General features: G+C 69.7%; 19 protein-coding genes and 2 pseudogenes. 16 read left to right on the top strand and 5 right to left on the bottom strand.

Annotated features, from left to right (window positions below; genetic code table 11):
- The first annotated feature begins 330 nt into the window (after positions 1-330).
- The 13 genes and pseudogenes from Sco07f_RS36185 (at position 331) to Sco07f_RS36130 (ending at position 10,938) form a co-directional block, all read left to right on the top strand.
- Complete coding sequence (locus tag Sco07f_RS36185; RefSeq protein ID WP_007443844.1) at positions 331-642, top strand: hypothetical protein; 312 nt, start codon at positions 331-333, stop codon at positions 640-642.
- A complete protein-coding gene (locus Sco07f_RS36180) occupies positions 639-1,985 on the top strand; it encodes a WXG100 family type VII secretion target (RefSeq protein WP_108990368.1) in 1,347 nt (448 codons plus the stop codon). Before Sco07f_RS36185 ends, Sco07f_RS36180 begins: the two co-directional genes overlap by 4 nt.
- Positions 1,985-2,692, top strand: a complete 708-nt coding sequence (locus Sco07f_RS36175) for a hypothetical protein (protein ID WP_239109610.1) — start codon at positions 1,985-1,987, stop codon at positions 2,690-2,692. Before Sco07f_RS36180 ends, Sco07f_RS36175 begins: the two co-directional genes overlap by 1 nt.
- Before the next feature lie 16 nt (positions 2,693-2,708).
- Positions 2,709-3,440 (top strand): hypothetical protein, encoded by a 732-nt coding sequence (locus tag Sco07f_RS39895; RefSeq protein ID WP_007443841.1) that lies wholly within the window; start codon positions 2,709-2,711, stop codon positions 3,438-3,440.
- Positions 3,441-3,565: 125 nt separating this feature from the next.
- Complete coding sequence (locus tag Sco07f_RS36170) at positions 3,566-4,333, top strand: hypothetical protein (RefSeq protein ID WP_108990367.1); 768 nt, start codon at positions 3,566-3,568, stop codon at positions 4,331-4,333.
- A gap of 363 nt (positions 4,334-4,696) precedes the next feature.
- Positions 4,697-4,996, top strand: a pseudogene (locus Sco07f_RS36165) (IS701 family transposase); the annotation flags it as partial.
- A 160-nt stretch (positions 4,997-5,156) separates the two neighbouring features.
- Entirely contained in the window at positions 5,157-5,828 is a 672-nt protein-coding gene (locus Sco07f_RS36160) for a hypothetical protein (RefSeq protein ID WP_174855471.1), read from the top strand.
- Positions 5,819-6,672 (top strand): annotated as a pseudogene (locus Sco07f_RS36155) (hypothetical protein). Before Sco07f_RS36160 ends, Sco07f_RS36155 begins: the two are co-directional and overlap by 10 nt.
- On the top strand, positions 6,669-7,385 hold the full coding sequence (locus Sco07f_RS36150) for a vWA domain-containing protein (RefSeq protein ID WP_159107025.1): 717 nt from the start codon (positions 6,669-6,671) through the stop codon (positions 7,383-7,385). Before Sco07f_RS36155 ends, Sco07f_RS36150 begins: the two are co-directional and overlap by 4 nt.
- A gap of 284 nt (positions 7,386-7,669) precedes the next feature.
- Entirely contained in the window at positions 7,670-7,975 is a 306-nt protein-coding gene (locus Sco07f_RS36145; RefSeq protein WP_108990365.1) for a hypothetical protein, read from the top strand.
- Between the two features lie 2 nt (positions 7,976-7,977).
- Positions 7,978-9,195, top strand: a complete 1,218-nt coding sequence (locus Sco07f_RS36140; RefSeq protein WP_108990364.1) for a hypothetical protein — start codon at positions 7,978-7,980, stop codon at positions 9,193-9,195.
- A 55-nt stretch (positions 9,196-9,250) separates the two neighbouring features.
- Positions 9,251-10,165, top strand: coding sequence for a hypothetical protein (locus Sco07f_RS36135; protein WP_108990363.1), 915 nt, complete (start codon positions 9,251-9,253; stop codon positions 10,163-10,165).
- 53 nt (positions 10,166-10,218) lie between these two features.
- Positions 10,219-10,938 (top strand): hypothetical protein, encoded by a 720-nt coding sequence (locus Sco07f_RS36130; protein WP_244942226.1) that lies wholly within the window; start codon positions 10,219-10,221, stop codon positions 10,936-10,938.
- An 81-nt stretch (positions 10,939-11,019) separates the two neighbouring features.
- Here the strand turns inward: Sco07f_RS36130 and Sco07f_RS36125 are convergent, their stop codons facing one another.
- The gene (locus Sco07f_RS36125; protein WP_007443855.1) at positions 11,020-11,322 is read right to left on the bottom strand and encodes a WXG100 family type VII secretion target; all 303 of its coding nucleotides are present in this window, start codon (positions 11,320-11,322) and stop codon (positions 11,020-11,022) included.
- 286 nt (positions 11,323-11,608) lie between these two features.
- On the opposite strand from Sco07f_RS36125, the gene Sco07f_RS36120 reads away from it, so the two are divergent.
- Positions 11,609-16,186 (top strand): FtsK/SpoIIIE domain-containing protein, encoded by a 4,578-nt coding sequence (locus Sco07f_RS36120; RefSeq protein ID WP_087789930.1) that lies wholly within the window; start codon positions 11,609-11,611, stop codon positions 16,184-16,186.
- A gap of 99 nt (positions 16,187-16,285) precedes the next feature.
- On the opposite strand, the gene Sco07f_RS36115 is transcribed toward Sco07f_RS36120, so the two are convergent.
- On the bottom strand, positions 16,286-17,995 hold the full coding sequence (locus Sco07f_RS36115) for a serine/threonine-protein kinase (protein WP_108990378.1): 1,710 nt from the start codon (positions 17,993-17,995) through the stop codon (positions 16,286-16,288).
- Positions 17,996-18,070: 75 nt separating this feature from the next.
- Complete coding sequence (locus Sco07f_RS36110) at positions 18,071-18,919, bottom strand: menaquinone biosynthetic enzyme MqnA/MqnD family protein (RefSeq protein ID WP_007443802.1); 849 nt, start codon at positions 18,917-18,919, stop codon at positions 18,071-18,073.
- Between the two features lie 293 nt (positions 18,920-19,212).
- Between Sco07f_RS36110 and Sco07f_RS36105 the strand changes: the two genes are divergently transcribed.
- Together Sco07f_RS36105 and Sco07f_RS36100 are read left to right on the top strand one after the other, a co-directional pair.
- The gene (locus Sco07f_RS36105; RefSeq protein WP_003992177.1) at positions 19,213-19,416 is read left to right on the top strand and encodes a cold-shock protein; all 204 of its coding nucleotides are present in this window, start codon (positions 19,213-19,215) and stop codon (positions 19,414-19,416) included.
- A 152-nt stretch (positions 19,417-19,568) separates the two neighbouring features.
- Positions 19,569-20,213, top strand: coding sequence for a class I SAM-dependent methyltransferase (locus Sco07f_RS36100; protein ID WP_087789931.1), 645 nt, complete (start codon positions 19,569-19,571; stop codon positions 20,211-20,213).
- Between the two features lie 9 nt (positions 20,214-20,222).
- On the opposite strand, the gene Sco07f_RS36095 is transcribed toward Sco07f_RS36100, so the two are convergent.
- Complete coding sequence (locus Sco07f_RS36095) at positions 20,223-22,181, bottom strand: AMP-dependent synthetase/ligase (RefSeq protein WP_054099408.1); 1,959 nt, start codon at positions 22,179-22,181, stop codon at positions 20,223-20,225.
- A gap of 263 nt (positions 22,182-22,444) precedes the next feature.
- Positions 22,445-23,731, bottom strand: coding sequence for an acetyl-CoA C-acetyltransferase (locus Sco07f_RS36085; RefSeq protein ID WP_108990361.1), 1,287 nt, complete (start codon positions 23,729-23,731; stop codon positions 22,445-22,447).
- Between the last annotated feature and the right edge of the window lie 41 nt (positions 23,732-23,772).

Below are 23,772 nucleotides of genomic sequence, written 5' to 3'. Positions count from 1 at the left end.
GCGCTGCGGAGAGTCGCGCGAGGTGCCTCGCCTCGCCCGACGGAGCCGTGTCACGACGAGACCGATGAAGGAGAGGAAGAGGAACACCAACCGGTATCCAACATTCTGAGCAACCTACGCCAAGGTCGCGAATTTCTTCAGATCGGGAAAATCGGGAAAATGCGGTCTGCCCGAGGACTCTTCCACTTCCTCTCCGGCCGCCACCATCAGCTCGTTGCCGGCCGGTGCCGGTCCGCAACGGCCCCTCACCCCCACCCGGACTCCCCATCTACGGGCTGTATAGCGTTGGTTCGTAAGAGCGAGCATGGGCGACAGCGAACCGGGGGAATCATGGGTGACCTGTACATCGACTTCGAGATGCTGGAGAAGACGCAGAAGGACATTCGCGACATCCACGAGGTGATGGCGGCGCCGTGCCGTGAGATGGAGGACGTCGACGGCGCCGCGATGGGAGTCTTCAAGCTCGCGAAGCGGATGGACGACTTCGGCGACGAGTGGTCGTACGGGATCAAGCAGATGTCCAAGTTCTCCAAGTCCGCGGCGAAGGCACTGGGGCAGATCAAGAAGACCTTCGAGGAGACGGACGAGCAGTTCGCACGGGAGTTGGAGAAGGCCCGGTCCGGGAAGGGCGGGAAGCGGTGACGGACTACTCCCGGCCCGGCTGGCTCCGTCCGGACCCCGCCGCCGACGCCCGCTTCCCCGCGATCGGGTTCTGCCCCTGCCCCGGCAATCAGGCGGACGCCGCGAGCGTCGCGGAGATCGTGGTCAGGACGGGAAAGACACTGCGCGACATCGCCCAGGTCCTCAACGGCACCGGCCGCGGAGAGTGGAAGGGCAAGGCCGCCGAGGCGTTCCGTGAGCAGTTCCACGACGACTTCCGTCCCAAGGTCAACGACGCGCGCGACTCGTTCACCGACGCCGGACAGGCCCTGGACGACTGGGCGCGCTACATGCGCGAGCAGCAGGCATACGCGGAAAAGCTGGAGAGCGAGGCGCAGAACGCCAAGGGCAAGGCTGCCGGGCTCCAGCGCGAGTTGGACGGCATGCCGCCCAAGCCCGGGTGGGCCGAGCGGCTGGGCGACCAGACGCACGAGGAGAAGGCGAAGCAGGAACGGCAGGAAGAGAAGCGCAGCGGCAAGGAGAAGTCGCTCCACGCGGCCAATGCCGACCTGGAGGAGATACGCGGCCGGGCCGAGCGCCTGCGGGAACGTTACATCGAGGAAGGCGGAGCGGTCGCCGACCGGCTCAAGCACGCGATGGACATCGCGCCCAACGAGCCGGGGATCTGGGACAAGATCGGCGAGGCCATCGCGGACTTGGTAGAGAACATCGCTGAGTTCCAGGACGCGCTGCTCGATGAGATCAAGGCGGCACTTAAGGAACTCGCGCCCCTACTGAAGTTCGTGGGAGACATCGCAGGCTTCGCCAGCACCATATTGGGGTTGCTGTCCCTCGTTCCCGGACTCCAGTTCCTCGCATTGCCGGCCTTGGCACTCGGTGGCATCGCGCTCGCCAGTCACTACCTCTCGGCCGTGGGGACGACGGGCAGCTTCCTCAAGGCTCTCACCGACCCAGCGGTCATACTCGACGCCGTCACCCTCGCCTTTGGCGGTGCCGCCTTCGCAGCCGGGCTGAAGCTGAGCAAGCTCGCCGGTGCCGCCGGAAGTTACCCGAAGCTCGCGGCACAGACCATGAAGATCGGCAACGCTGGCCCCGACGTACCGGGCTTCTTCCGGTTCGCCAGCCAGATGGGCAGGGGTGGGATGCACACGCCCGAGTTCGGTTTTCAGGCAGCCCAGTTCACCAACACCATTGGAGGCAACTTCATGGGCCTGGCTCCTGGCGGTGGGGCCGACGCTCTGACGGACCTCGGGCAAGGCCGGATGCCCGACATCTTCAAGCCGCCCAAACTGCCGAGTCTCATCCCAGGCGGCTTCCCGACCCCGACCGGCCCGTTCATCTCGCCCAACGGGAGCGCCAGTTGATGTCCACGGCCACCTCCACCCCGTTGTCTGCCAGGCCGTCGGCAGCAGGCGCCGTCAATCTGTATGCGCCCACGGACTGGTTCGATCTAGTAGAGGACATCTCCGAGGACTCGACACGAGCGCGCTACGAAGATCTGATCAATCGCAGCTATCCCCAGCATGAACCGAGTGTGCGCGCGGACTTCACCGCCGCTCTCCTCACATGGCGTGGAATCCTCCGGAAGCAAGGCCTGATCTCCTACGGCCTGGTGACCGTTCCAGCGAAGGATGGCGGTCCGGCAGTTTGGCAGATCATGGCCGCAGTGGTGGATGTGCCCACCGTGCAGGCAGACCTCGACCTGGGCGAGGTTGCCGTCCGGCTACTGGGAGAGGATTTGGAGGGGCGCGTAGCTTACACGGAGTCCTACCCGACACAAATGGGCTTCGGCTTGGGCATCATCTCGCAGCCAGTCATGTCTCCGGAGGGAGACCTCACTCTGTTCCCCACGGAGGAGGCACAGTCGGGGGCGGATGCATCGGTGGGCCGCATCGGACTCGCCGTGTCACTTTCATGCCCGCCCGGAGGCGACCACGGTCTACTGGTCGTGGGAAATTGCCTGGACCCCGAACAAGTGGTGCCCCTCGCCGGAGTCGTCGCAGTGATAGGGGGTAATTCGACATTCGTCGATGATGCCCCGGATGCAGATGAAACAGAGTCGGAAACGTGACTCTGGGGGAGCACTCATGAATGTGAACGCCTCTTTCGTGGCACACTCCCTGAGCAAGGGGCTCACGGAACGTGCACCAGGCCTGTCACGCGCCGCCCTGACCAGGACAGGCTTCGCTCTCGCCCTTGTCGCCTGTGCACTGCCGTTCGCACTACGTCTGCTGCTCCTGCTCGTTCCTGCGAACGCGTGGCCTGCCTACGTTCTGCTCTTCGTTGTCGCGCTGGCCCTTCTGGCCCTGCTCACCGAGGTCAACTACTTCGGCCGGGCCTGGTACCTGACGCTCCTGTACGCCGTATCCGCGACCGCACTGACGCTCCTCTCCTGGAACGGGCACAGCAACGACGTACTGGAGGCACGGGGACGCTGGACCGAGGTGACAGTGGTCCAGATCACTGAACGCCCCAGACGCGACACGGTGTGTGAACTGCGACGCACGGACGATGGGACAGCCGTTCCCCATCTTCTGGACGACTGCGCGGATCTCTCCCGGGGGGCTACTCTCAGCGTGCTGGAGGACCCGGAGGGAGAGGTCCGGCCACGGCGATCCGCCCCCAACACCGTCGCCACCGATCTCGCTGCGGGGATCTCAGGAGTCGTTCTCGTCACCGGCGTGACAGTCGCCTTCCGAAGGGGAGGCCGTCGCCATCCCCCCATGCCGCCTCCGTACCCGCCGTCGACCAACCCGGGCCAGCCATATCCGCAGCCCGGCCCCGGATCGTTCAGCGGGCCCCACGACGGCCGACCCTGACTCATGGTCGTGGGTACCTGCCTGGACGCCGAACAGGTGCTGTCCATGGCGAGCATCGTGGCCCTCATCGCCGGGAAGTCGACCTTTCTCGAACAGCCGGAACCCGACGAGGACGGTGCGTTGTCATGAGCCCTGGAAACCCGCCCGACCTGCCACCCGACCCGCGGACCCTGGTCTGGTACGACCGGGCCGCGCTCCTCACCGCTCGGTCCGCCGCAACAGACGTCCTGGCCCCGCGCAGTATGGCGCTGCGGAACCTGCTGTGGTCCTGGCTGGCCACGGCGGTGGTTGCGGGAGGCTGGTGCTTCGCCTGGGTGGGTCTCGGGTGGTACCTCGACTTGGACGATCCCGAGGGCGCGGACCTGCTCGTGACCGTCGTGCTCGTGGTCGTCTCGCTCCTGGTGGCGGGAGTGGCCGCCGCGGCATTCAGGCGCGTGGTACGACGAGGCCGCGCAGCGCATCGGCTGCTGGAGGCATGGACCGCGCTCGACCGCCTGCCCCCGGCCCGTGCGCTGCCTCCCGGGAACATCCCGCAGCCCCTCGCCTCGACATGGGACCTGATGCGGGCGGGGCAACCCTGGAAGAACACCGTTCCACTGGACGGACGCCGGTACCTGGCGTTCCTGTCCGGCAAGTCGCTCATGTGGATGATGGCGCCCGTCGCCCCGCTACTGGCCGGGGGCATCCTGGTCCTCGTCGCCCTGACGGGGGATCTCGGCCAGGAGAATGGCGGTACGTGCGCCCAGGTGGCCGTGGCTGGGGCGGGCATCGCGATCGCCGCGGTCGGTCTCTGGGGCATGGCCAAGGGGCTGCGGCACTATACGTGGGCACTGCGAGAAGCCCGGGCGAGAGTCTCGGAGGAGAAGACCTGGCCCAGCCTCATCACCCGCTGATGGCGGGGCCCGCGTGGCTCGACCGCCTGGAACGGCGCCACTCCGCCCCGCTCTTCTACACGAGCGTGAGCCTCCTGGCCATCCTCGACGGCGCCGCGCTCTCCGGACTCGCCGGCCGCTGGCTCGTCCTTCCCGGCCTGGCGGTCGCGCTCGGGGTGTTGTGGCTCGTCGCGGTCCACACCGATCAGCGGCTGGTCCTGACGCTCCTCTTCTTCCTCTCCGCCGCTGCGCTCTTCGTCGTCGGCCTCTTCCTGATCCGGGACCGGGCCCTGCAACAGCGTGGCGCATGGGTCGACGCCGTCGTGGCGTCCACGCAGCAGACCAGGGTCAACTCGACCTGTGAGCTGCTCGGGAATGACGGCACGCGTCGATGCCCTGATCGCCGCACTGCCCCGGCAGCGCTGGAAGCGGATCTCCGGCGGGCTGGGCACGCACGGGGAGCGGATCCACGACTGGGCCCGCATCGCGATCCGGCCCTGCTGGGCGGACGGCTTGGGGCACTGGGCCCTGACCCGCCGCGGCGTCGCCGACCCTGTCGAGATCGTCTACTACCTCTGCTGCGGACCGGCCACCTCCCGGCTGAAAGACCTGGTCAAGGTGGCTGCCACGAGGTGGACGGTGGAAGAGTACTTCCAGACGGCGAAGGGCGAGTGCGGCCTGGACTGTCGTACGTTCAGGCGCGATCAGGACACAAGACGCAACCGAAGCACTCATGCTCACCGAATCACCCTGATGACGTGAGTAATTCGCTCTGACGAAACCGGGAACCCCGCGGATACCGCCAGTAGCCTCGACCGCACGTCTGTCTCACGGGGAGTTCACTGTGAAGCGCCGCTCTTTGCCCGTTGCTGCCGCGCTCGCCGCCTCAGCAGCTCTGCTGCTGACGGCCTGCGGGGGCGGGGACGACAAGTCCAGCGACAACGACAAGATCGCGGGGGCCGATCAGGGCGCGCAGACTCCTAAGGAATCGCCGAAGCCTTCGGCGACACCGGCGGTGGACAAGCCGGACGGCGTCGACGTGTCGCTCCCCAAGGACATGAACCTGGTCTTCGACTGGGACAAGCCGAGGGACGAGAGCGAAGCGGCCGCGATGGACGACGCGGCGAACTACGTCCGCGCGATCTATCGAGGCGTCGACAAACGCACGGCCAAGGACGCCGCCGTGGCCGCATACGCCACCGGGGACGGGCTGCACTACGCCGAGACGCAGATCAACAGCCGCATCGACGGCGGATGGACTTCGACCGGCACCCGACGTCACTACGACGTCGCCACTCGGTCTGCCTCCAACGGCACCTCGGTGGAGGTCTCCTTCTGCGTGGACTCCAGCAAGTTCTATGGGAAAGAGGTCAAGACCGGGAAGGTACTCAAGAGCGAGCCCAGCATCGCCGACTTCGACCATTTCGAAATCATCATGGTCAAGTACCCCACGGCCGAACACCTCTGGCAGGCTTCCAAGGTGTTTGTCGAGACGAAGGCGGAGCAGTGCCGGTGAAGGGCTCAGTGCGTACGACATCGAGCGCGGGGACGGCAGCACTGATACTGGGCTCCGATGCCGTCGTACTCGGTGCGCCGGCGCAGGCCGAAGGACCGACCGGGAACGGCCAAGGCGCCAGCATCAAAGAGAATGGGGGCCGCGACGGCTCCGGCATCCATTCCGCCGTACGCATCGAATACACCGGATCCGTCGCCCCGAACGGCGGCAGCGGGAACGTGACGTCCGCCGACGTCAACTGGTCCCCGCCCCCCCTGCTGGTACGCCCCCTACCTCGTCGCCAAGGACGGCGAGGGCATGTTCTGGGCCGGCGTAGAGAATCCCGACGAGCCCGACATCCTCAAGCGCAGATCCTGCACCGAACTCCCCTTCTGGGTCGACAACGGCGAGGCCCCGCCGCCCCGGTACAGAGCGGGCCATCACCCCGGAGATACTCGCCGCCCTCGCCTACCAGCACATGAAGCTCCCCGGCACCGAGGTCACCCTCGCCCCCGCCCAGACCACGAAGGTGAACCTGCCGACCTGGGCCTGGCTCGACAAGACCGACTTCCACGAGATCCGGGCCACGGCGTCCATCAATGTCCCTGGCTTCGCCCTCACGGCCACCACCACCGCCAAGCCGATGACGCTCAAGCTGGAGCCGGGCACCCCGGACGCCGAGACCTACCCGGCCTCCGGCGAGTGCGGGTTCGACGAAGACGGCTCCATCGGCGAGCCCTACGCCAAGGGCAAAGCCGACCAGACACCACCCTGCGACATCAGCTACCTCCGCTCCTCCGGAGACGGCACCTTCGAAAACGCACAGGCTGTAACGGTCCAGGAATCACAGGCAGTCAACCGATGATGAGATCCACAGGCCTCGCGAAGCTTGCGAAGACGCGACTCGGCCTTGCGGCCGACTGTGCCGCCTGGTGTCGGATCAGCAAGATTCCGGAACCGCCCGCGGAAGTGCGCGAGGCTGCGGGCGGAGCGCCTCTACGTCCTGCGTCGATGCGGCCGCTCGGCATGCTGGGTGTCGCGCTCGTAGGCGTCCTCTGGCCGTTTGGGGCACTCTTGGCGCTACTCGCTTCGTTGGAGGACTTGGCGGAATGGCTCCTGAGCTCCAAGGAGCGTGCCAGGGCCCGCGCTCGGGCTCTGGACAAGAAGGGGCGGAAAGAGGCCATCAAGGCCCACGCCCTGGACCAACTCTTCGACGGGGACTGGACGGCGGCGGCCGGACAGTTCCTGCTGCGCTGGTACGGGCATTCGTCGCACCCCAAGCGCCTCCTCGTACTGACGCCGGACCACGTCGTACTGGCCGCTCCTCCCAAGCGTGTGTCCGTCCGACAGACGGAGCGCATGGTCGTCGTTGCCGAGATACCGGTGCAGGAAGCCCGGGTGGAGGATCCGCTTCTCCGCATCCACCCCAGTGACAGGCTCCGCGTCCTGTTCTCCGACGGATCGTGGCTGACGGTCATCACCGATGAAGAACCAAGCGAGATCCACAAGTACCTGATGCGACTGCCCCGCCTCGGCAGCACTGACGCCCAGCGCTCCCCAGTCCTCCCGAGAGACTGAGCGACGGCGACAACACAGTGCAGCACACCGCCTGTACCGCTTTGCGGGCATTCTCTGACTCCACCCGGCGGTGAGCGACATCGACTCCCTTGGACGGGTCAGCGGGCCCCGTTCCACTGACCTACATGCCTCTGGTGATGCACACCACCCGCGTCCACATCGGGGACTTCCGGGTGCGCCACAGTGAATGCGGACACTTGACCAGTTCGCGGTGGAGAAACCGGGCGACTGATCGATACGGTCAGTGAGATTGACCGCAAAGCCCGGAGGGACCCGACCGCCGCATGAGCGACCTGACACTCGACGACACCATCTTCCAGCACCTGAAGGAGACGTTCTCCACCATCAGCGACCGCATGGAAGCCACACGCCGGACGTTGCGCGGCGCCGACGCCTCGGCCGTCGGTGAACCCGAACTCGTCGAAGATGTCCAGGACTTCGCCGACGAGTGGGGCTACGGGATCAAGCAGCTGGGCAAGCACACGCAAGGCGCCGTGAAGATGATCAACCACATCGGCGACACGTTCGGCGACCTCGACCTGGAGTTGGCGGAGTCCCTCAAAGCCGCCAAGGCCAAGAAGGGGAAGTAGACGTGGCCGGTACGCGTCCCGCGTTCCCCAACATAGGCTGGGACCCCACCCCGGGAGATGTCGAGGACACCCGCGACCTCGCCAAGAAGCTCGGCGGTCTGGCCAGTGACCTGGGCACCGCGGTGAGGGAACTCGAGCGGATCGAATGCGGCGCCTGGAAGGGCAAGACCGCAATCGCGTTCACCGAGTACATCGGCGAGGACGTCACCCCGCTCATCCGCAAGAGCTTCGAGTCCTTCGACAAGGCCTCACGTGCGCTGCACCGCTGGTCCAACGAGCTGAAGGAGTTCCAGGACGAGGCGAACCGGCTCGAGAAGTCGGCCGGTGACAAACTCGACGCGAGAGCCGACGCCGAGGCCAAGGCCGACGGCAAGGGCAGCAAGGAGCTCGGTGAGGCGTCCAGCGCGGTCGACGGCGTCATCCAGAAGGTCCACGACCTGGAGGAACGCTTCAGGGAAGCGGCTCGCAACATCGGCAAGGAGCTGGACAAGGCCGCCGACATCGCGCCCAACGAGCCCGGCTTCTGGGACAAACTCGGCAAGGGCATCGCCGACGCCTGGGACGCCACCGGCGACTGGCTGAAGGAACACGCGGACCTGATCAAGGCGATCGGCGACGTGCTCAGCGACATCACAGCGGTGCTGGGCATGCTGGCCATCGTGACCCTCCCGTTCCCGCCGCTCTCAGCGATCTTCGGAACGGCCGCGCTCATCGGCGCCGGCTTGTCACTGGCGACTCACGGCGTAGCGAAGGCGGCCGGCGCCGACGTGGGCTGGGCACAGATCGGTCTCGACGCCGTGGGGCTGCTTCCGGGTATCGGCATGCTCGGCAAGGGAGCCAAGGTCGTCGGCGCGGCAAAAGCGGCCACTACCGCGAGCAGACTGGGTAAGGGATTCAAAGCCACCGAAATCGGTAGAGCACGAGTGGTGCTTTCCTTCGGAAAGGAGTCGGCCAATATCACAGGAGGTCTGGGCAAGGCGGGCCTCGTGAAGATCGGCGGCTTCTCCGACGAGGTCTTCGAGGTCGCGCACTCGAGCAGTGGTCTGATGTCGCGCATGGGCGGCCTGTCCTACGCCGGCTACCACCCGGGTCAGTTGATCGGAACCAAGGGTGCGAACCTGATACCGGGCGTGAACCTGGAACCGTTCAGTGCTGCCGGGATGGCGCTGGACGCCGGCCTCAAGGTCGCTCCGAAGATCTATGGGCACGTGACCGACTGAGGTACCCGGAGAGGCGCATCACTGCCATGTTCGCCAAGGAGAAGGAACGACGGCCATGAACCTCTGGCTACCCCCGCAGGGAGAGACCTTCCTCGCTCGCGCCCCCGTCGTGTTCGCTTCCGGCGCGGCCATGCGCGTCAGGGGACGGCGTTGGTTCCGCGACACGGAGCGCAACGACATCCAGGGGCAACTGCCCGGCTGGCCTGAAGGACCGACGTACACGGCGCGGTCGGCACCGCAGGCGGGTGCGCTGAACACGCTGAAGGGCACGGCGATCGCCGCGGTCACCCTGGCCTGGGGAGCGCTGTCTTCCCAGGGCGGGAGCGTCGGCGGACCGTCCGGCGGGACTGGTGCGGACCGCTCTCACGACCGTGCGGACGAGGTCGAGGACTTCCCGGTCATCTGGGCCGCTCCGGACACCACGGCCCGCACGCTGCCGTGGCAGTTGGACCCGGCACGGTCCTCTGCCGATCACTACCGCACGCACGCGGTCGTCACAGACCGTCGGTTGGTGATCGTCGGGTTTCCGTACGTCAAGGGAGACGACGCTCTCATCGACGACGAACACCTGTGGGAGATTCCACGGTCCGACATAAGAAGCGTCGAGTTGCGCGACTTCAAGGTCGGCAACGATGTCAAGATCACCTTCACGGACGGTTCGTGGTGCCGATTCAGCAGCGTGAAACGAGAGAGGCTGACTCGTTATCTCATCGAGCCGCTCGATTTCATCCCGCTGGACCGACTGACACCCGCTCAACGGGAGACCGCGGAGCGGTTCGCGTCGGCACAGGCACCAGACGCCCGGGCGCCACTCGTCAAGCAGAACACCTGCGGCTGCCTTCGTATCGAGGTACTGGCCCCCAGCACGGTTCACGCCTTTTTCGGACACTCCGGCCTGAACACGGTGATGGATGCGGACGGCACCGAACTCAGCCTGACGGAATACCATCCGGACGACTTCCTCACCTGACGAGGTTCTGGATTCCGTGTCTCACACCGGACAGGAACGGCACATTACTTCTCATGACGTCTGACGTATCCATACCGCACGCCGTACCTCGCAGGAACGGCCTTCCGCCGCTTTGGTTCATCGTCCCGGAGGGGTTCTTCGCCCTTCCCCTGGATGCCACCGCTGAGGCACGCGTGGAGAGCGCGTCCGCGCTGGTACGGGAACTGTATTCTCGCGGCGACGAACACCTGTGGGAGTCCGCTGCCCCGTACTACGCGGCCGTGGGGGAGCTGATGGCGTCCACGGGTCTTTCCTACGCCGCGATGGGTCTGTTCTCCACCGCCACCGAGGACGACGCGACCTCGGATGCGGACCGAGGGATGCGATACGAGCCTGCCGAGGGCGTCGCTCACTGCGCCTTCACCGTGGGAATCATCCCGACCGACCAGTCCGACGCGGACACCGACGTGGTCGCGCAGGGCATCCTCGCGGCGTTGTCCGGCGACCCGTACAACAACGCCATCTGGGTCGATCTCCCCTGCGGTCCGGCGGTTTCGTGCATCACCCTGCGCGAGTACCCCGTCAACGCGGCGGCCACGATGAACTTCGAGGAGACGAAGCTCCTCACCGGCCAGATCCAGGTGCACGTCCCGTTTCCCACAGGTCCGTACACGGCGGTGTTCACCCTCAACACGCCGTCCATGGACCACTGGACCGAGATCTACCGACTCATGTCGGCCGTTCTCCAGACGCTCTCGTTCGACGACCCTCTCGGTGACCAGGACCGAGGCTGAATCGCCGGCAAGGATGCGGCCCCCGGGACAAGGTCCCGAGGGCCGCTCCGAGCGGGAATGTCCACGCCTACCGGCAAGGAGTCACTTGCTCCGCGCCTGCTTAGCCAGTTCCTCGTCGATCTGCTCGAACTTGTCGGCGGCCGTGGTGAGGTAGTCGCCCATGCCGTCGAGGCCGTCGAGGGTGTCCTTGGCGCCGCGGGTGAACTCGTCGAAGTTGTCGTCGAAGGCCTTGGAGGAGGACTTCGTGACGTAGCCCGACTCGACCAGGTTCCCGATGTACTTGCGGAGGCCGTCGAGCTTCTCCTGGAGCTTTTCCTTCTCCTTCACGACATGCTTGGCGGCATCCCGCATGTCCTGATATGTGATGTCAAGGTCTTTGGCCATGAAGCCGCTTCCTCTCACAACGCCGCAGGGCCAACCCCCGTGGCTCCTCGTTTGCGGACCGAACCGGCGCACCGGTCGGACCGGTCGGATGTATCGACCGGTGTGATCGTCCGCTCTTGAGGCAGCAGCTTACGGGGGAGGCCAGTGGTGTCACATCCCTGCGTTGCCAACGGGAACGTCCGGTCACCTCCCTGTTGCCGGACCGCGACACCCAGCGGATATCGTCGCCTGGACTGTGAGCCGTGGTGTGGAAGCGGCCGCAGGGGCTCGCCTGGGGAGGACAAGCGTGCGACTGACTCTGACCGTCGTCGATCCGTACGGCGGGGGCTCCGCCGACGTCGTGCTCGACGCGGATCCCGAGTCCACCGTCGGGGACATCGCCGAGGAGCTGGCCAAGCAGGTCGGGGTCGCGGGCGCGCAGGTCATCCCCATCGGGCATCAGGGCCAGGCGGGAGCCGGCGGTGCGCCGCTCGTCTACGTCGACGGGTACGCCGTCGATCCGTCCGCCACGGTCATCGGGTCGCCGTTGCGCGAGGGTGCCGTCGTCAGTCTCCAGGACCCGTCCGGGTGTCTGCCCGGGGAGCCCACCGGGCTCGTGGAGTTGCGGGTAGTGGGCGGGCCGGGTGCCGGGTTCGTGCACCGGCTCGGGGTGGGGAAGTACGACATCGGGAGCGGGCCGGCCGCGTACGTCCGGATCGAGGACCCCGAGGTGGACGCCCGTGCCCTGACCCTCTCCGTCGCCACCGACGGGACCTGCAAGGTCGCCGTGCACGGAGACAAGGAGGGCGTGACCCTCGACGGGGAGTCCGTCAAGGAACGGGACGGCGACGACTGGCCGCTCGGGGCGCAGATAGCGGTCGGGAACTCGCTCGTCGAGCTGGCCCGGTACGCGCCGCCCAACGCCGCGCTCAAGTGGTCCGAGGACGGGGTGGGACTGGACTACAACCGGCCGCCCCGGCTCCGTCCGGCCGAGCGGCAGACCAACTTCCGGCTGCCGTCGCCGCCCCGCGACTACGAGGCCCGGCCGCTGCCCTGGCTGATGGCGTTGACGCCGCTCGTCGGCGCCGTCGTCGCCGTGATGGTGTTCGGGCGCTGGTACTACCTGATCATGGCCGGTCTCAGCCCGATCCTCCTGTTCGCCAACTACTTCAACGACAAGAAGCACGGGCGCAAGTCCCACGCCAAGCAGGTCAAGGAGTACGAGGAGCAGAAGGCGCGGATCGAGAAGGACGCGCAGGACGCGCTGGTCGCCGAGCGGGACGACCGGCGGCAGGCCATTCCCGACCCGGCGGTCGTGCTGTCCGTGGGGACCGGGCCCCGGACCCGGCTGTGGGAGCGGCGGCGCACCGACCGGGATCACCTGCTGCTGAGGGTGGGGACCGGGCAACTGCCCTCCGAGGTCGTGCTCGACGACCCCGAGCAGGACGACCACCGGCGCCAGGTCACCTGGAAGATCGAGGACGCGCCCGTCGCGCTGTCGCTGCGCACCCTCGGGGTCGTCGGCATCGCGGGGCCCGGGGACTCGGCCCGGTCGCTGGGGCGGTGGGCGGTCGCGCAGACCGCCGCCCTGCACAGCCCGATGGACGTGCAGTTCTACGTGCTGAGCGAGAACTCCGCGCAGAGCGAGTGGGACTGGGTGCGGTGGCTGCCGCACTCCAGGCCCTCCGGCGGGCAGGACGTCAACGTCCTGATCGGTACCGACGCCGAGACCGTCGGCGCCCGCATCGGCGAGCTGACGCAGATCCTCGACGCCCGCAAGAAGGCAGCGGAACAGAAGGGCAGCGGCGCACAGGGGTCCAGTTTCGCCGACCCGGACATCGTGGTGGTGTGGGACGGCTCGCGGCGGCTGCGGTCGTTGCCCGGAGTCGTACGGCTGCTGCGCGAAGGGCCGGCCGTGTCGATGTTCGCCGTGTGCATCGACGCCGAGGAGCGGTTCCTGCCGGGTGAGTGCCAGGCGTTCGTCGTCGCCGAGCCCAGGGCCGAGGAGAGCGGGCGGCAGCGGCGGGACGAGGAGGCGCAGCCCGCGCAGCAGGTCGCGGGGGGCTTCCCGTCCTTCCAGGCGTGGCACACCAACGCCCCGGCCGAGCCCGAGCAGCGGGCCCGTGCCGAGAAGCTCAGGCTGCGGGTCGAGGAGGCGGGGGTCGAGCGGATCACCGGCGTACGGCCCGACTTCGTCACGCCCGCCTGGTGCCTGCGGCTGGCGCGGTCGCTGTCCGCGCTGCGGGACATCAGCGGCGAGACCGAGGACTCCGCGCTGCCCGGGGCGAGCCGGCTGCTCGACGTGCTCCAGCTGGAGCCGCCGACGGCCGACGCGATCGGCGCGCGGTGGCGGATGGGCGGGCAGTCGACGATGGCCGTCATCGGTGAGTCGTACGACGGGCCGTTCGGCATCGACATGCGCAAGGACGGGCCGCACGGCCTCATCGCCGGTACGACCGGTTCCGGCAAGTCGGAGCTGCTGCAGACCATCGTGGCGGCGCTCGCCGTGGCGAACACGCCCGAGAACATGACCTTCGTCCTCGTCGACTACAAGGGCGGCTCCGCGTTCAAGGACTGCGTGAAGCTGCCGCACACCGTCGGCATGGTGACCGACCTCGACGCGCACTTGGTCGAGCGGGCGCTGGAGTCGCTGGGGGCCGAGCTGAAGCGGCGCGAGCACATCCTGGCCGCCGCCGACGCCAAGGACATCGAGGACTACCAGGATCTCGTCAGGCGCGATCCCTCGCACGCTCCGGTGCCCCGGCTGCTCATCGTCATCGACGAGTTCGCCTCCATGGTGCGGGACCTGCCCGACTTCGTGACCGGGCTCGTCAACATCGCCCAGCGAGGACGTTCGCTCGGCATCCACCTGCTGCTCGCCACCCAGCGGCCCAGCGGTGTGGTCTCCCCCGAGATCCGCGCCAACACCAACCTCCGGATCGCCCTGCGCGTGACGGACGGCGGCGAGTCCAGTGACGTCATCGACTCGCCCGAGGCGGGGCACATCTCCAAGAACACCCCGGGCCGCGCCTACGTACGCCTCGGACACTCCTCCCTCGTTCCCTTCCAGTCGGGGCGCGTCGGTGGCCGTCGGCCCGGTGCCGCCGATCCCGCCGCGCTCGCGCCCTGGGTCGGGCCGCTGGGCTGGGAGGAGCTGGGCCGGGCGGCGCTGACCAAGCCGAAGACCGAGTCCCGCGAGGACGACGAGATCACCGACCTCAAGGTGCTGGTGGACGCGGTGCGCGACGCCAACCGGTCGATGGGCATCCCGGCCCAGCACAGCCCCTGGCTGCCCGCGCTGGACGAGACGCTGCTGCTGGACGAGATCGAGGTCCCGGTCCTCGCCGGAGCCGCCCCGGGCAAGCTGCCGCCGGCCCCGTACGGCATCGAGGACCTGCCCTCCGACCAGGCCCGCCGCCCGGTCGTCGTCGACTTCGCGAGCTTCGGGCACCTGATGATCGGCGGCGCCCCGCGCAGCGGCCGTTCCCAGGTGCTGCGCACCATCGCGGGCTCGCTGGCCCGCACCCACTCCACCGCCGACGTCCACCTCTACGGCATCGACTGCGGCAACGGCGCCCTCAACGCGCTGACCCGGCTGCCGCACTGCGGCGCGGTCGTGGGCCGCAACCAGACCGAGCGGGTGGTCCGGCTCGTCAACCGGCTCAAGGGCGAGCTGTCGCGCCGTCAGGACCTGCTGGCCGACTCAGGGTTCGCGGACATCGGTGAGCAGCGGGCCTCGGTGGAGGAGGGTGAGCGGCTGCCGCACATCGTCGTCCTGCTGGACCGCTGGGAGGGCTGGGTGCCCACCCTCGGCGAGGTCGACCACGGGTCGCTGACCGACGAGTTGCAGACGATGATGCGCGAGGGTGCCAGCGTCGGCATCCACCTGATCCTGACCGGCGACCGCACGCTGCTCGTGGGCCGCATCGCGACCCTCACCGAGGACAAGTACGGTCTGCGCCTGGCCGACCGCAGCGACTTCGCCTCGCTCGGCATCCCGGCCCGCAAGGTGCCCGAGGAGATCCCGCCGGGCCGCGCCTTCCGCAACGAGGCCGGTACGGAGACGCAGTTCGCGCTGCTCTCGGAGGACACCACCGGTCAGGGCCAGGCCGCGGCGATCACCGCGATCGGCGAGGCCGCCACGGCCCGCGACGCCGACGTCCCGCGCGCCCGGCGCCCGTTCCGCGTCGACAGCCTGCCCAGCCGGATCTCCTTCCCGGAGGCCTGGGAGATGCGCGACCCGGAGGCGTCCCGCTCCAAGCTGTGGGCGCTGATCGGCATCGGCGGCGACGAGATCGTCGGCTTCGGCCCCGACCTCGCCGACGGCGTGCCGTCCTTCGTCATCGCGGGACCGGCCAAGTCGGGCCGCTCCACGGTGCTGATGAACGTCGCCCAGTCGCTCCTCGCCCAGGGCACCCGCCTGGTCGTGGCGGCGCCCCGCCAGTCACCGGTGCGTCAACTGGACGGCGCGGAGGGCGTGCTGAAGGTCTTCACCGGGGACGACATCGACGAGGACGAGTTCGAGGAGCTGATCGACGGGGCCAGCCCGGAGGAGCCCATCGCCGTGCTCGTCGACGACGGCGAGATCCTGGAGGACTGCGACGCCGAGAGCCAGATGAAGAAGATCGTCTCCCGGGGCGCCGAGCGCGGCCTCGCCCTCGTCATCGCCGGTGACGAGGAGGACGTGTGCAGCGGCTTCTCCGGCTGGCAGGTCGACGCCAAGAAGGCCCGCCGCGGCATCCTGCTCTCCCCGCAGGAGTCCTCCAGCGGCGACCTGATCGGGCTGCGCATCTCGCGCCAGATGGTCGGCGGCCAGGTCACGCCGGGCAAGGGCATGCTGCACCTCGGGGACGGAGAACTGCGCACGGTCGTGGTGCCGGGCTGAGCCGGTGGGGGGGCGGGCTGAGCCGGCGGGGGGCGGGGTCCTCGCCCCCCCACCACCATCCCGTCCCATCCCCCGCCACCCCGCCTCCTGCCCGCCCCGCTATCCGACCTTCGACATCCGTGCCTCCGGCCGCCCCGACTCCTCGCTCCTCGACGCGTAGTCGAGGTCGTCGCCGACCGGGGTGAAGGTGACGGTGGTGGGCGCGGGGTTGCAGCCCTCGTGGTTGCCCTCGGCGCCGACGGATCCGGCGACGATCTGCTTCGCCGTCACCTTCTTGAGCGTGATCACGTCGACGCAGACGCCGCCCAGCGCGTCGGTCTGGCGGAGTCTGCCCAGTTGCTCGCCGGTCTTCGCCTGCTTGATGGTGATCCGGAAGGTGCCCAGCGGCAGCTTGCCGTCCAGGGCGGCGGCCTGGCCCTCCCAGGTGCCGACGTAGCGCTGGGGCAGCGTGCCGGCGGTGGCGGCGGGGGGCTCGGGGGAGGCCTCGCCGCCCCCCGCGTTGTGCGCGTCGTTGCCCGAGCCCGGCAGCAGGTCCAGGACGAACGCCGACCCGACCGTCACCGCCGCCAGCGCGCCCGCCACCGCCAGTGCCACGGTGCAGCTGAGCCGCCGTCCCCGTCCGCCCTCGCCCTGCGTGGAGGTCGCCGCGACGGAGAGGGCGAGCCGGCCCGGCGGGTGTGCCGGGGCCGGGTCGTCGCCCGGCCCGGGGTCCCTCGGGCCGGGGACGGACGAGGACGCGGGCGGCGGGGCCGCCGGCATCACCGGCGGGGGGCCGAAGGCACCGGCGGTCACGGGCACCGCCACGCCCTCCGGCCCCGGGGGAGCGTCCGCCCCGGCCGCCGTCACCGAGGGCCGGCTGAACCCCACGGGCCCCGACGCCTCCGGCCCGGGCGCCCCGGGCTCCGACTCCGCCGCCTCCAGATTGAGCAGCTGTACGGCGCTGCGGCTGACCCGCTCCACCAGCGGCCCCGGCAGCCAGCCGCCGGTCACCAGGCGGGCCGCGCCCTCGGGGGCCAGGCGCCGGGCCACCTCGGCGGGGGCCGGCCGGGCGGCCGGGTCCTTGGCCAGGCAGGAGGCGACCAGCTCGCGCAGCTCCCCGTCGTCCAGGCCGTCGAGCCTCGGCTCCTCGTGGACGACCTTGTAGAGGAGCGCGGCCGAGGAGTCCCCGGGGAAGGGCGGCTGCCCCGTCGTCGCGTACGCCAGCACGGCGCCCAGCGAGAAGACGTCCGCCGCGCCGGTCACGCCCTTGCCGAGGATCTGCTCGGGGGACATGTAGCCGGGGGAGCCGATGGACACGCCCGTCGAGGTCAGGGAGGCGGTGCCCTCGGTGGCGCGGGCGATGCCGAAGTCGATCAGGAGGGGGCCGTCGAGGGTGAGGAGCACGTTGGACGGCTTGACGTCGCGGTGGACGAGGCCCAGGTCGTGCACGGCCGCCAGCGCCTCGGCGAGGCCCGCGCCGAGCGCCCGTACCGAGTGGGCGGGCAGCGGGCCGCCGTCCGCGACGGCCGCGGTCAGGGACGGACCGGCCGCGTACGCCGTGGCGACCCACGGCACGCGCGCCCCGGGGTCCGCGTCCAGTACGGGCGCGGTCCAGGCGCCGCCGACCCGGCGGGCGGCGTCCACCTCGCGCCGGAAGCGGGCCCGGAACTCCTCGTCCAGCGCGAAGTGCGGGTGCACGATCTTCACCGCGACCGTGCGGCCCCCGGCGCTGCGGCCCAGGTAGACCCGGCCCATGCCGCCGGAGCCCAGCCGGCCGAGCAGCCGGTAGGGACCCACGACGGTGGGTTCGTCGTCATCGAGCGGCCGCATGGCGTCCACCCCTCCCCCGTACGCCGACACCTGTCAGCAGGGTAGTGGGCCGCCCGCGGCGGCGCCCCGGTCGTGTCAGGGCTTGAGCAGCTCCACCTTCACGTCCGCCGGGAAGCCCGTGGTGGGGCCGACGCGGCGGGCGAACTCGGTGACCGCCTCCAGCTGCGGGGCGCCGAAGCGGAAGTCGAGGGTGGTGAAGTACTTCGCGAGGGTGTCCTCGTCGAAGGCCTCCCAGCGGGCGGCCTGCTCGGCGACCTTCTCCACCTCGTCCAGGGAGAGGTCGCGGGAGGCGAGGAAGGCCTCGTGCACCTTGCGGGCGATGACCGGCTCGCGCTCCACGTAGTCCCGCCGCGCCGCCCAGACCGCGAAGACGAACGGCAGGCCCGTCCACTCCTTCCACAGGGCGCCCAGGTCGTGCACGTCGAGGCCGTAGCGCGGGCCGTCGATCATGTTGGCGCGCAGGGCCGCGTCCCCGATGAGGACGGCCGCGTCGGCCTCCTGCATCATCAGGCTCAGGTCCGGCGGGCAGGTGTAGTACTCCGGCTGGACGCCGAACCGTTCCGCCAGCAGGAGCTGGGCGAGCCGTACGGAGGTGCGCGAGGTCGACCCGAGGGCGACCCGGGCGCCGTCCAGGCGGTCCAGCGGGACCTGGGAGACGATCACGCACGACATCACCGGGCCGTCGCAGCCGACGGCGATGTCGGGCAGGGCGACGAGGTCGTCGGCGTTCTTGAGGAATTCCACCAGGGTGACGGGACCGATGTCGAGATCGCCGCGCACCAGCTGCTCGCTGAGCTTCTCCGGGGTGTCCTTCGTCAGCTCGAAGTCGAGGAGCGTGCCTGTTCTCGCGAGCCCCCAGTAGAGGGGCAGGCAGTTCAGGAACTGGATGTGGCCGACGCGCGGCCGGGTGCGAGAATTGTCCACATCGCGAGGCTAGACCTCCCCCGTGATCCGCCCGCCGCCGACCCCCGGCGTCAGCCGAACGGCGCAGGTGTTCAAACGTTCGGGTGAAGTGATCTTGACCTCTGTTGCGCCGGGGGGCCTGCGTGCTAGGCTCACAGCAAGTTGCAGTTTGGTTTCCCTTGCAGTACAGAGCCTGCGGAGCATGTGACCGCGGGCTCTCGTCGTTCTCAGACGTATGCAGTTGTGCGGCATTCAAAGTCTTCACACTTGCTGGGTTCTGGAGCAGGGCAACCCTTTGGGCCCAAGGAGGGCTTATGGCTACCGGAACCGTGAAGTGGTTCAACGCCGAAAAGGGCTTTGGATTCATCGCCCAGGAAGGCGGCGGCCCCGACGTCTTCGTCCACTACTCCGCGATCAACGCGAGCGGCTTCCGCTCCCTCGAGGAGAACCAGCAGGTGTCCTTCGACGTCACGCAGGGCCCCAAGGGTCCGCAGGCGGAGAATGTCACTCCTGTCTGATTGACAGCAGTACCCAAGGAGCCCCGCGCCGTTTCGGCGACGGGGCTCCTGCCCTTTTGCCGGCTCTTCCGAATTCTCCGTGAATTCTCCGCCCGTACCTCGCCCGTACCTCGCCCGTACCGGCTGTCGGTGGCTGCCCCTAGAGTCCCCCCATGACCGCCGACCCCGCCTTCGTGGCCACCACCCGGACCTTCTACGACGCCGTCGCCGAGGACTACCACGCCCGCTTCCGCACCGCGCTGGACGACGCCCCGCTGGACCGGGCGCTGATGGGCGCCTTCGCCGAGCTGGTGGGGCCGGAGGGGCAGGTGGCCGACCTCGGCTGCGGGCCCGGCTCGGTCACCGCGCACCTCGCCTCGCTGGGCCTCAGCGTCTTCGGCCTCGACCTGTCCGCCTCGATGCTGGCGATCGCGCGCCGCGAGAACCCCGGGCTGCGGTTCGAGCAGGGGTCCATGCTGGACCTCGACCTGCCCGACGGGGCCCTCGCGGGGGCCGTCTCCTGGTACTCGTCGATCCACACGCCGTGGGAGCGGCTGCCGGACCTCTTCGCGGAGGTGCGGCGCGTGCTGGCCCCGGGCGGGCATCTGCTGCTCGGTTTCCAGGTCGGCGACGAGCCCCGCCACCACGACCGGCCGTGGGGCCACCCGGTCGCCCTGGACTTCGAACGGCGGCAGCCGGAGCCGATGGCCGGGCTGCTGGAGAAGGCCGGGTTCACCGTGCTGTCGCGGACGGTGCGCGTGCAGGAGGCGGACACGTCCGCCCAGGTCCCGCAGGCCTGCCTCATCGCCCGCCGCTGAGCCGCTGCCTCACCGCCCGCTGCTGAGCCCCGCGCCGTCCTGCCCGTCGTACAGGGACTCCACGGCTCCCGCGAAGTCCCGCATGATCACGTCGCGGCGCAGCTTCATGGAGGGGGTCAGATGACCGTCCCACTCGGTGAAGTCTCTGGGCAGGATCGCGAAGCGGCGGATGGACTCCGGGCGGGAGACGAGCCTGTTGGCCTCGTCGACGGCGCGCTGGAGCACCGCGTGGACCTCCTCGTCGTCCACCAGCAGCTCCGGCGGCACCGGGTGCTTGCCGTTCATGCGGCGCCAGTGGGTGAGGCCGTCGGGGTCGAGGGTGAACAGGGCGGAGACGTAGGGGCGGCGGTCGCCCAGCACGATGCACTGGGAGATCAGGGGGTGGGAGCGCAGCCAGTTCTCCAGCGGGGCCGGCGCGACGCTCTTGCCGCCCGCGGTGATCAGCAGCTCCTTCTTGCGGCCGGTGATCGTCAGGTAGCCCTCGTCGTCCAGGCTGCCGAGGTCACCGGTGGCGAACCAGCCGTCGGGGGCGGCCTGGACGACGCCGCCGGCCTGCGGGTCCCAGTAGCCGTGCAGGACCTGCTCGCCGGCGATCAGGATCTCGCCGTCGGCGGCGATGCGTATGCGGGTGCCGGGCAGCGGCCAGCCGACGGTGCCCAGGCGCGGCTTGAGCGGGGGTGTGACGGTGGCCGCGGCGGTGGTCTCGGTGAGACCGTAGCCCTCGAAGATCTCGATGCCGGCCCCGGCGTAGAAGGCGGCCAGGCGGCGGCCGAGCGGGGAGCCGCCGCAGATGGCGTACTTGACCCGGCCGCCCATGGCATTGCGGATCTTCCGGTAGACCAGCGGGTCGTAGAAGGAGCGGGCGGTCCTCAGGCCCCGGCCGGGGCCGCCGCCGGTGCCGGTCTGGTGGGCCTCCTTGGCCTCTCCGTAGCGCACCGCCACCGAGACCGCGCGGTCGAAGGCCGAGGCCCGGCCGCCGGACTCCGCCTTGGCGCGGGCGCTGTTGAAGACCTTCTCCAGCATGTACGGGATGGTCAGCAGGCAGGTCGGGCGGAAGGCCGCCAGGTCGGGCAGCAGGTCCTGGGCCTTCAGGCTAGGCGCGTGGCCGAGGCGGACCCGGGCGCGGACGCAGGCCACGGCGACCATGCGGCCGAAGACGTGGGACATGGGGAGGAAGAGCAGGATCGAGGGTTCCTCGCCGGTCTCGGCCTTGAAGACGGGGTAGAGCAGCTCGATCGCGTTGTCGACCTCGGCGAAGAAGTTGCCGTGGGTGAGCGCGCAGCCCTTGGGACGGCCGGTCGTCCCCGAGGTGTAGATCAGGGTGGCTAGGGTGCTCGGGCTCAGCATGCCGCGGCGCACCTCGACCTCCGCGTCGGGCACCCGCGCGCCCAGCTCCGCGAGCCGCTCCACATGCCCCTTCTCCATGACCCACAGGTGCCCCAGGTCGGGCATGCGGTCCAGCTCGGGGCCGAGGGCGGCGGCCTGTGCGGTGGTCTCGGTGACCAGGGTGACGGCGCCGGAGTCCTGGAGGATCCAGCGGGTCTGGAAGAGGGAGGAGGTCGGGTAGATCGGGACGGTGACGAGGCCGGCGGCCCACGCGGCGAAGTCCAGCAGGGTCCACTCGTACGTCGTCCGCGCCATGATCGCGATGCGGTCGCCCGGCGTCAGCCCCTCCGCGATCATGCCCTTGGCCACCGCCAGCACCTGCCCGGCGAACTCGGCCGCCGTGACGTCGGACCAGTCGCCCTCCGGCGACCTGCGGCTGAGCACCACCTGGCCCGGTACCGCCGCCGCGTTGTCGAAGGGCAGGTCGGCGAGGGACCCGCGGCGCACCGGGGGCGCGAACGGCGGTACGTACGCCTCCCGTACGGCCCCGTCCAGCATCCGCGTCTCGGGCGCCACCAGGGTGGGGCCGGGCGAGTCGGCGTAGGCGGCGGACGCTGCGAAGGACGGAAGCGGGGTGGACACGGGCGGCTCCTGGGACGTGCGGCAAAGACACTGCTACAGCTCCTGCGGCCGCTTTCCGCCTCCGCGGTCGCTGCTTGTGCGGTCGCTGCTCTGCTGCATGACGTACGTGCCTCGCGCGCCGAGGCGTTCATCGCCGGTCCCGCGGACAGGGGTTACCGGCGGTCAGTTCCGGGATCGTACGGTGCCCGCGTGGGGAGTTGGTGCGCGTTCCACGATCTTCCCGCGCCGGAGGTGTGCAGTGTTGGGGGTTACCTGAGGGTAAGTCACGTTCGTTCCAGTATGGCGGTCACGCCCTGGCCGCCCGCCGCGCAGACGGAGATCAGGCCGCGCCCCGGCGCCTCGCGCTCGGCGAGCAGCGTGGCCAGGGTCGCCACGATCCGGGCGCCGGTGGCGGCGAAGGGGTGGCCGGTGGCGAGGGAGGAGCCCGCCACGTTCAGGCGGGTCCGGTCCACCGGGTCCAGGCCCCGCTTCTCCCAGGCGGCCAGCGTGGCCAGCACCTGGGAGGCGAACGCCTCGTGGATCTCGACGAGGTCGAAGTCCCCGGTCCCGAGCCCCGCCCGCTCCAGCATCCGCGGGACCGCGTACGCCGGGGCCATCAGCAGCCCGTCCTCGCCGCCCGCCGCGTCCCCGCCGACGAAGTCCACGGCCGCCGTCTCGTACGCCGTGAGGTAGGCGAGGGGCTCGACGCCCCGGGCCTCGGCCCACTCCTCGCTCGCCAGCAGCACCGTCGCGGCGCCGTCCGTCAGGGGCGTGGAGTTGCCCGCCGTCATGGTGGGGCCGGGGGCGTCGAGGCCGAACACGGGCTTGAGCGCGGCCAGTTTCTCCACCGTCGAGCCGGGGCGCAGGTTCTGGTCGCGGGCCAGGCCCCGGAAGGGGACCACCAGGTCGCGGAAGAGGCCGCGTTCGTACGCCGCCGCCAGCCGCTGGTGGCTGGCGGCGGCCAGCGCGTCCTGTTCCTCCCGGGTGACGCCCCACCGGCGTGCGGTGACCGCGGCGTGCTCGCCCATCGACAGCCCGGTGCGCGGCTCCGCGTTGCGGGGGATGTCGGGGACCAGGTGCCCCGGGCGGATCCTGGCCAGGGCCTTCGCCCGTCCGCTCAGGCTCTTCGCCCGGCGGGCCTCGAGCAGGATGCGGCGCAGGCGGTCGTTGACGCCGAGCGGGGCGTCGCTCGCGGTGTCGGCGCCGCCCGCGATCGCCGACTCGGTCTGGCCGAGCGCGATCTTGTTGGCGGCGGCGACGACGGCCTGGAGTCCGGTGCCGCAGGCCTGCTGGATGTCGTAGGCGGGGGTGCGCGGGTCGAGTGCCGAACCGAGGACCGTCTCGCGGGCGAGGTTGAAGTCGCGGCTGTGCTTGAGGACCGCGCCGGCCACGAACTCGCCCACCGCGCCCGGCTCCTGGAGCCCGTGCCGCTCGACCAGGGCGTCGAGGGCCGCGGTGAGCATCTCCTGGTTGGAGGCCGTGGCGTACGGCCCGTCGGAGCGGGCGAAGGGGACGCGCGCGCCGCCGAGGACCGCGACGCGGCGTGCGGGCTGCGCTGCCAGAGGGCTCATCTCGACCTGCTCCTCACCCGTGACATAGGCTTACCTCCGGT

Source organism: Streptomyces coelicoflavus, assembly GCF_003112555.1.
Lineage (GTDB): Bacteria > Actinomycetota > Actinomycetes > Streptomycetales > Streptomycetaceae > Streptomyces > Streptomyces coelicoflavus.
This window is presented reverse-complemented; position numbering and strand designations above follow the sequence as displayed.

Bases quoted from the DNA above. Each gene is read 5' to 3' on its own strand.
- Sco07f_RS36125 (WP_007443855.1), bottom strand. From the start codon at position 11,322: ATGGCCAAAGACCTTGACATCACATATCAGGACATGCGGGATGCCGCC.
- Sco07f_RS36185 (WP_007443844.1), top strand. From the start codon at position 331: ATGGGTGACCTGTACATCGACTTCGAGATGCTGGAGAAGACGCAGAAG.
- Sco07f_RS36145 (WP_108990365.1), top strand. From the start codon at position 7,670: ATGAGCGACCTGACACTCGACGACACCATCTTCCAGCACCTGAAGGAG.
- Sco07f_RS36150 (WP_159107025.1), top strand. From the start codon at position 6,669: ATGATGAGATCCACAGGCCTCGCGAAGCTTGCGAAGACGCGACTCGGC.
- Sco07f_RS36135 (WP_108990363.1), top strand. From the start codon at position 9,251: ATGAACCTCTGGCTACCCCCGCAGGGAGAGACCTTCCTCGCTCGCGCC.
- Sco07f_RS36175 (WP_239109610.1), top strand. From the start codon at position 1,985: ATGTCCACGGCCACCTCCACCCCGTTGTCTGCCAGGCCGTCGGCAGCA.
- Sco07f_RS36085 (WP_108990361.1), bottom strand. From the start codon at position 23,731: ATGAGCCCTCTGGCAGCGCAGCCCGCACGCCGCGTCGCGGTCCTCGGC.
- Sco07f_RS36105 (WP_003992177.1), top strand. From the start codon at position 19,213: ATGGCTACCGGAACCGTGAAGTGGTTCAACGCCGAAAAGGGCTTTGGA.
- Sco07f_RS36130 (WP_244942226.1), top strand. From the start codon at position 10,219: ATGACGTCTGACGTATCCATACCGCACGCCGTACCTCGCAGGAACGGC.
- Sco07f_RS36115 (WP_108990378.1), bottom strand. From the start codon at position 17,995: ATGCGGCCGCTCGATGACGACGAACCCACCGTCGTGGGTCCCTACCGG.
- Sco07f_RS36170 (WP_108990367.1), top strand. From the start codon at position 3,566: ATGAGCCCTGGAAACCCGCCCGACCTGCCACCCGACCCGCGGACCCTG.
- Sco07f_RS36100 (WP_087789931.1), top strand. From the start codon at position 19,569: ATGACCGCCGACCCCGCCTTCGTGGCCACCACCCGGACCTTCTACGAC.
- Sco07f_RS39895 (WP_007443841.1), top strand. From the start codon at position 2,709: ATGAATGTGAACGCCTCTTTCGTGGCACACTCCCTGAGCAAGGGGCTC.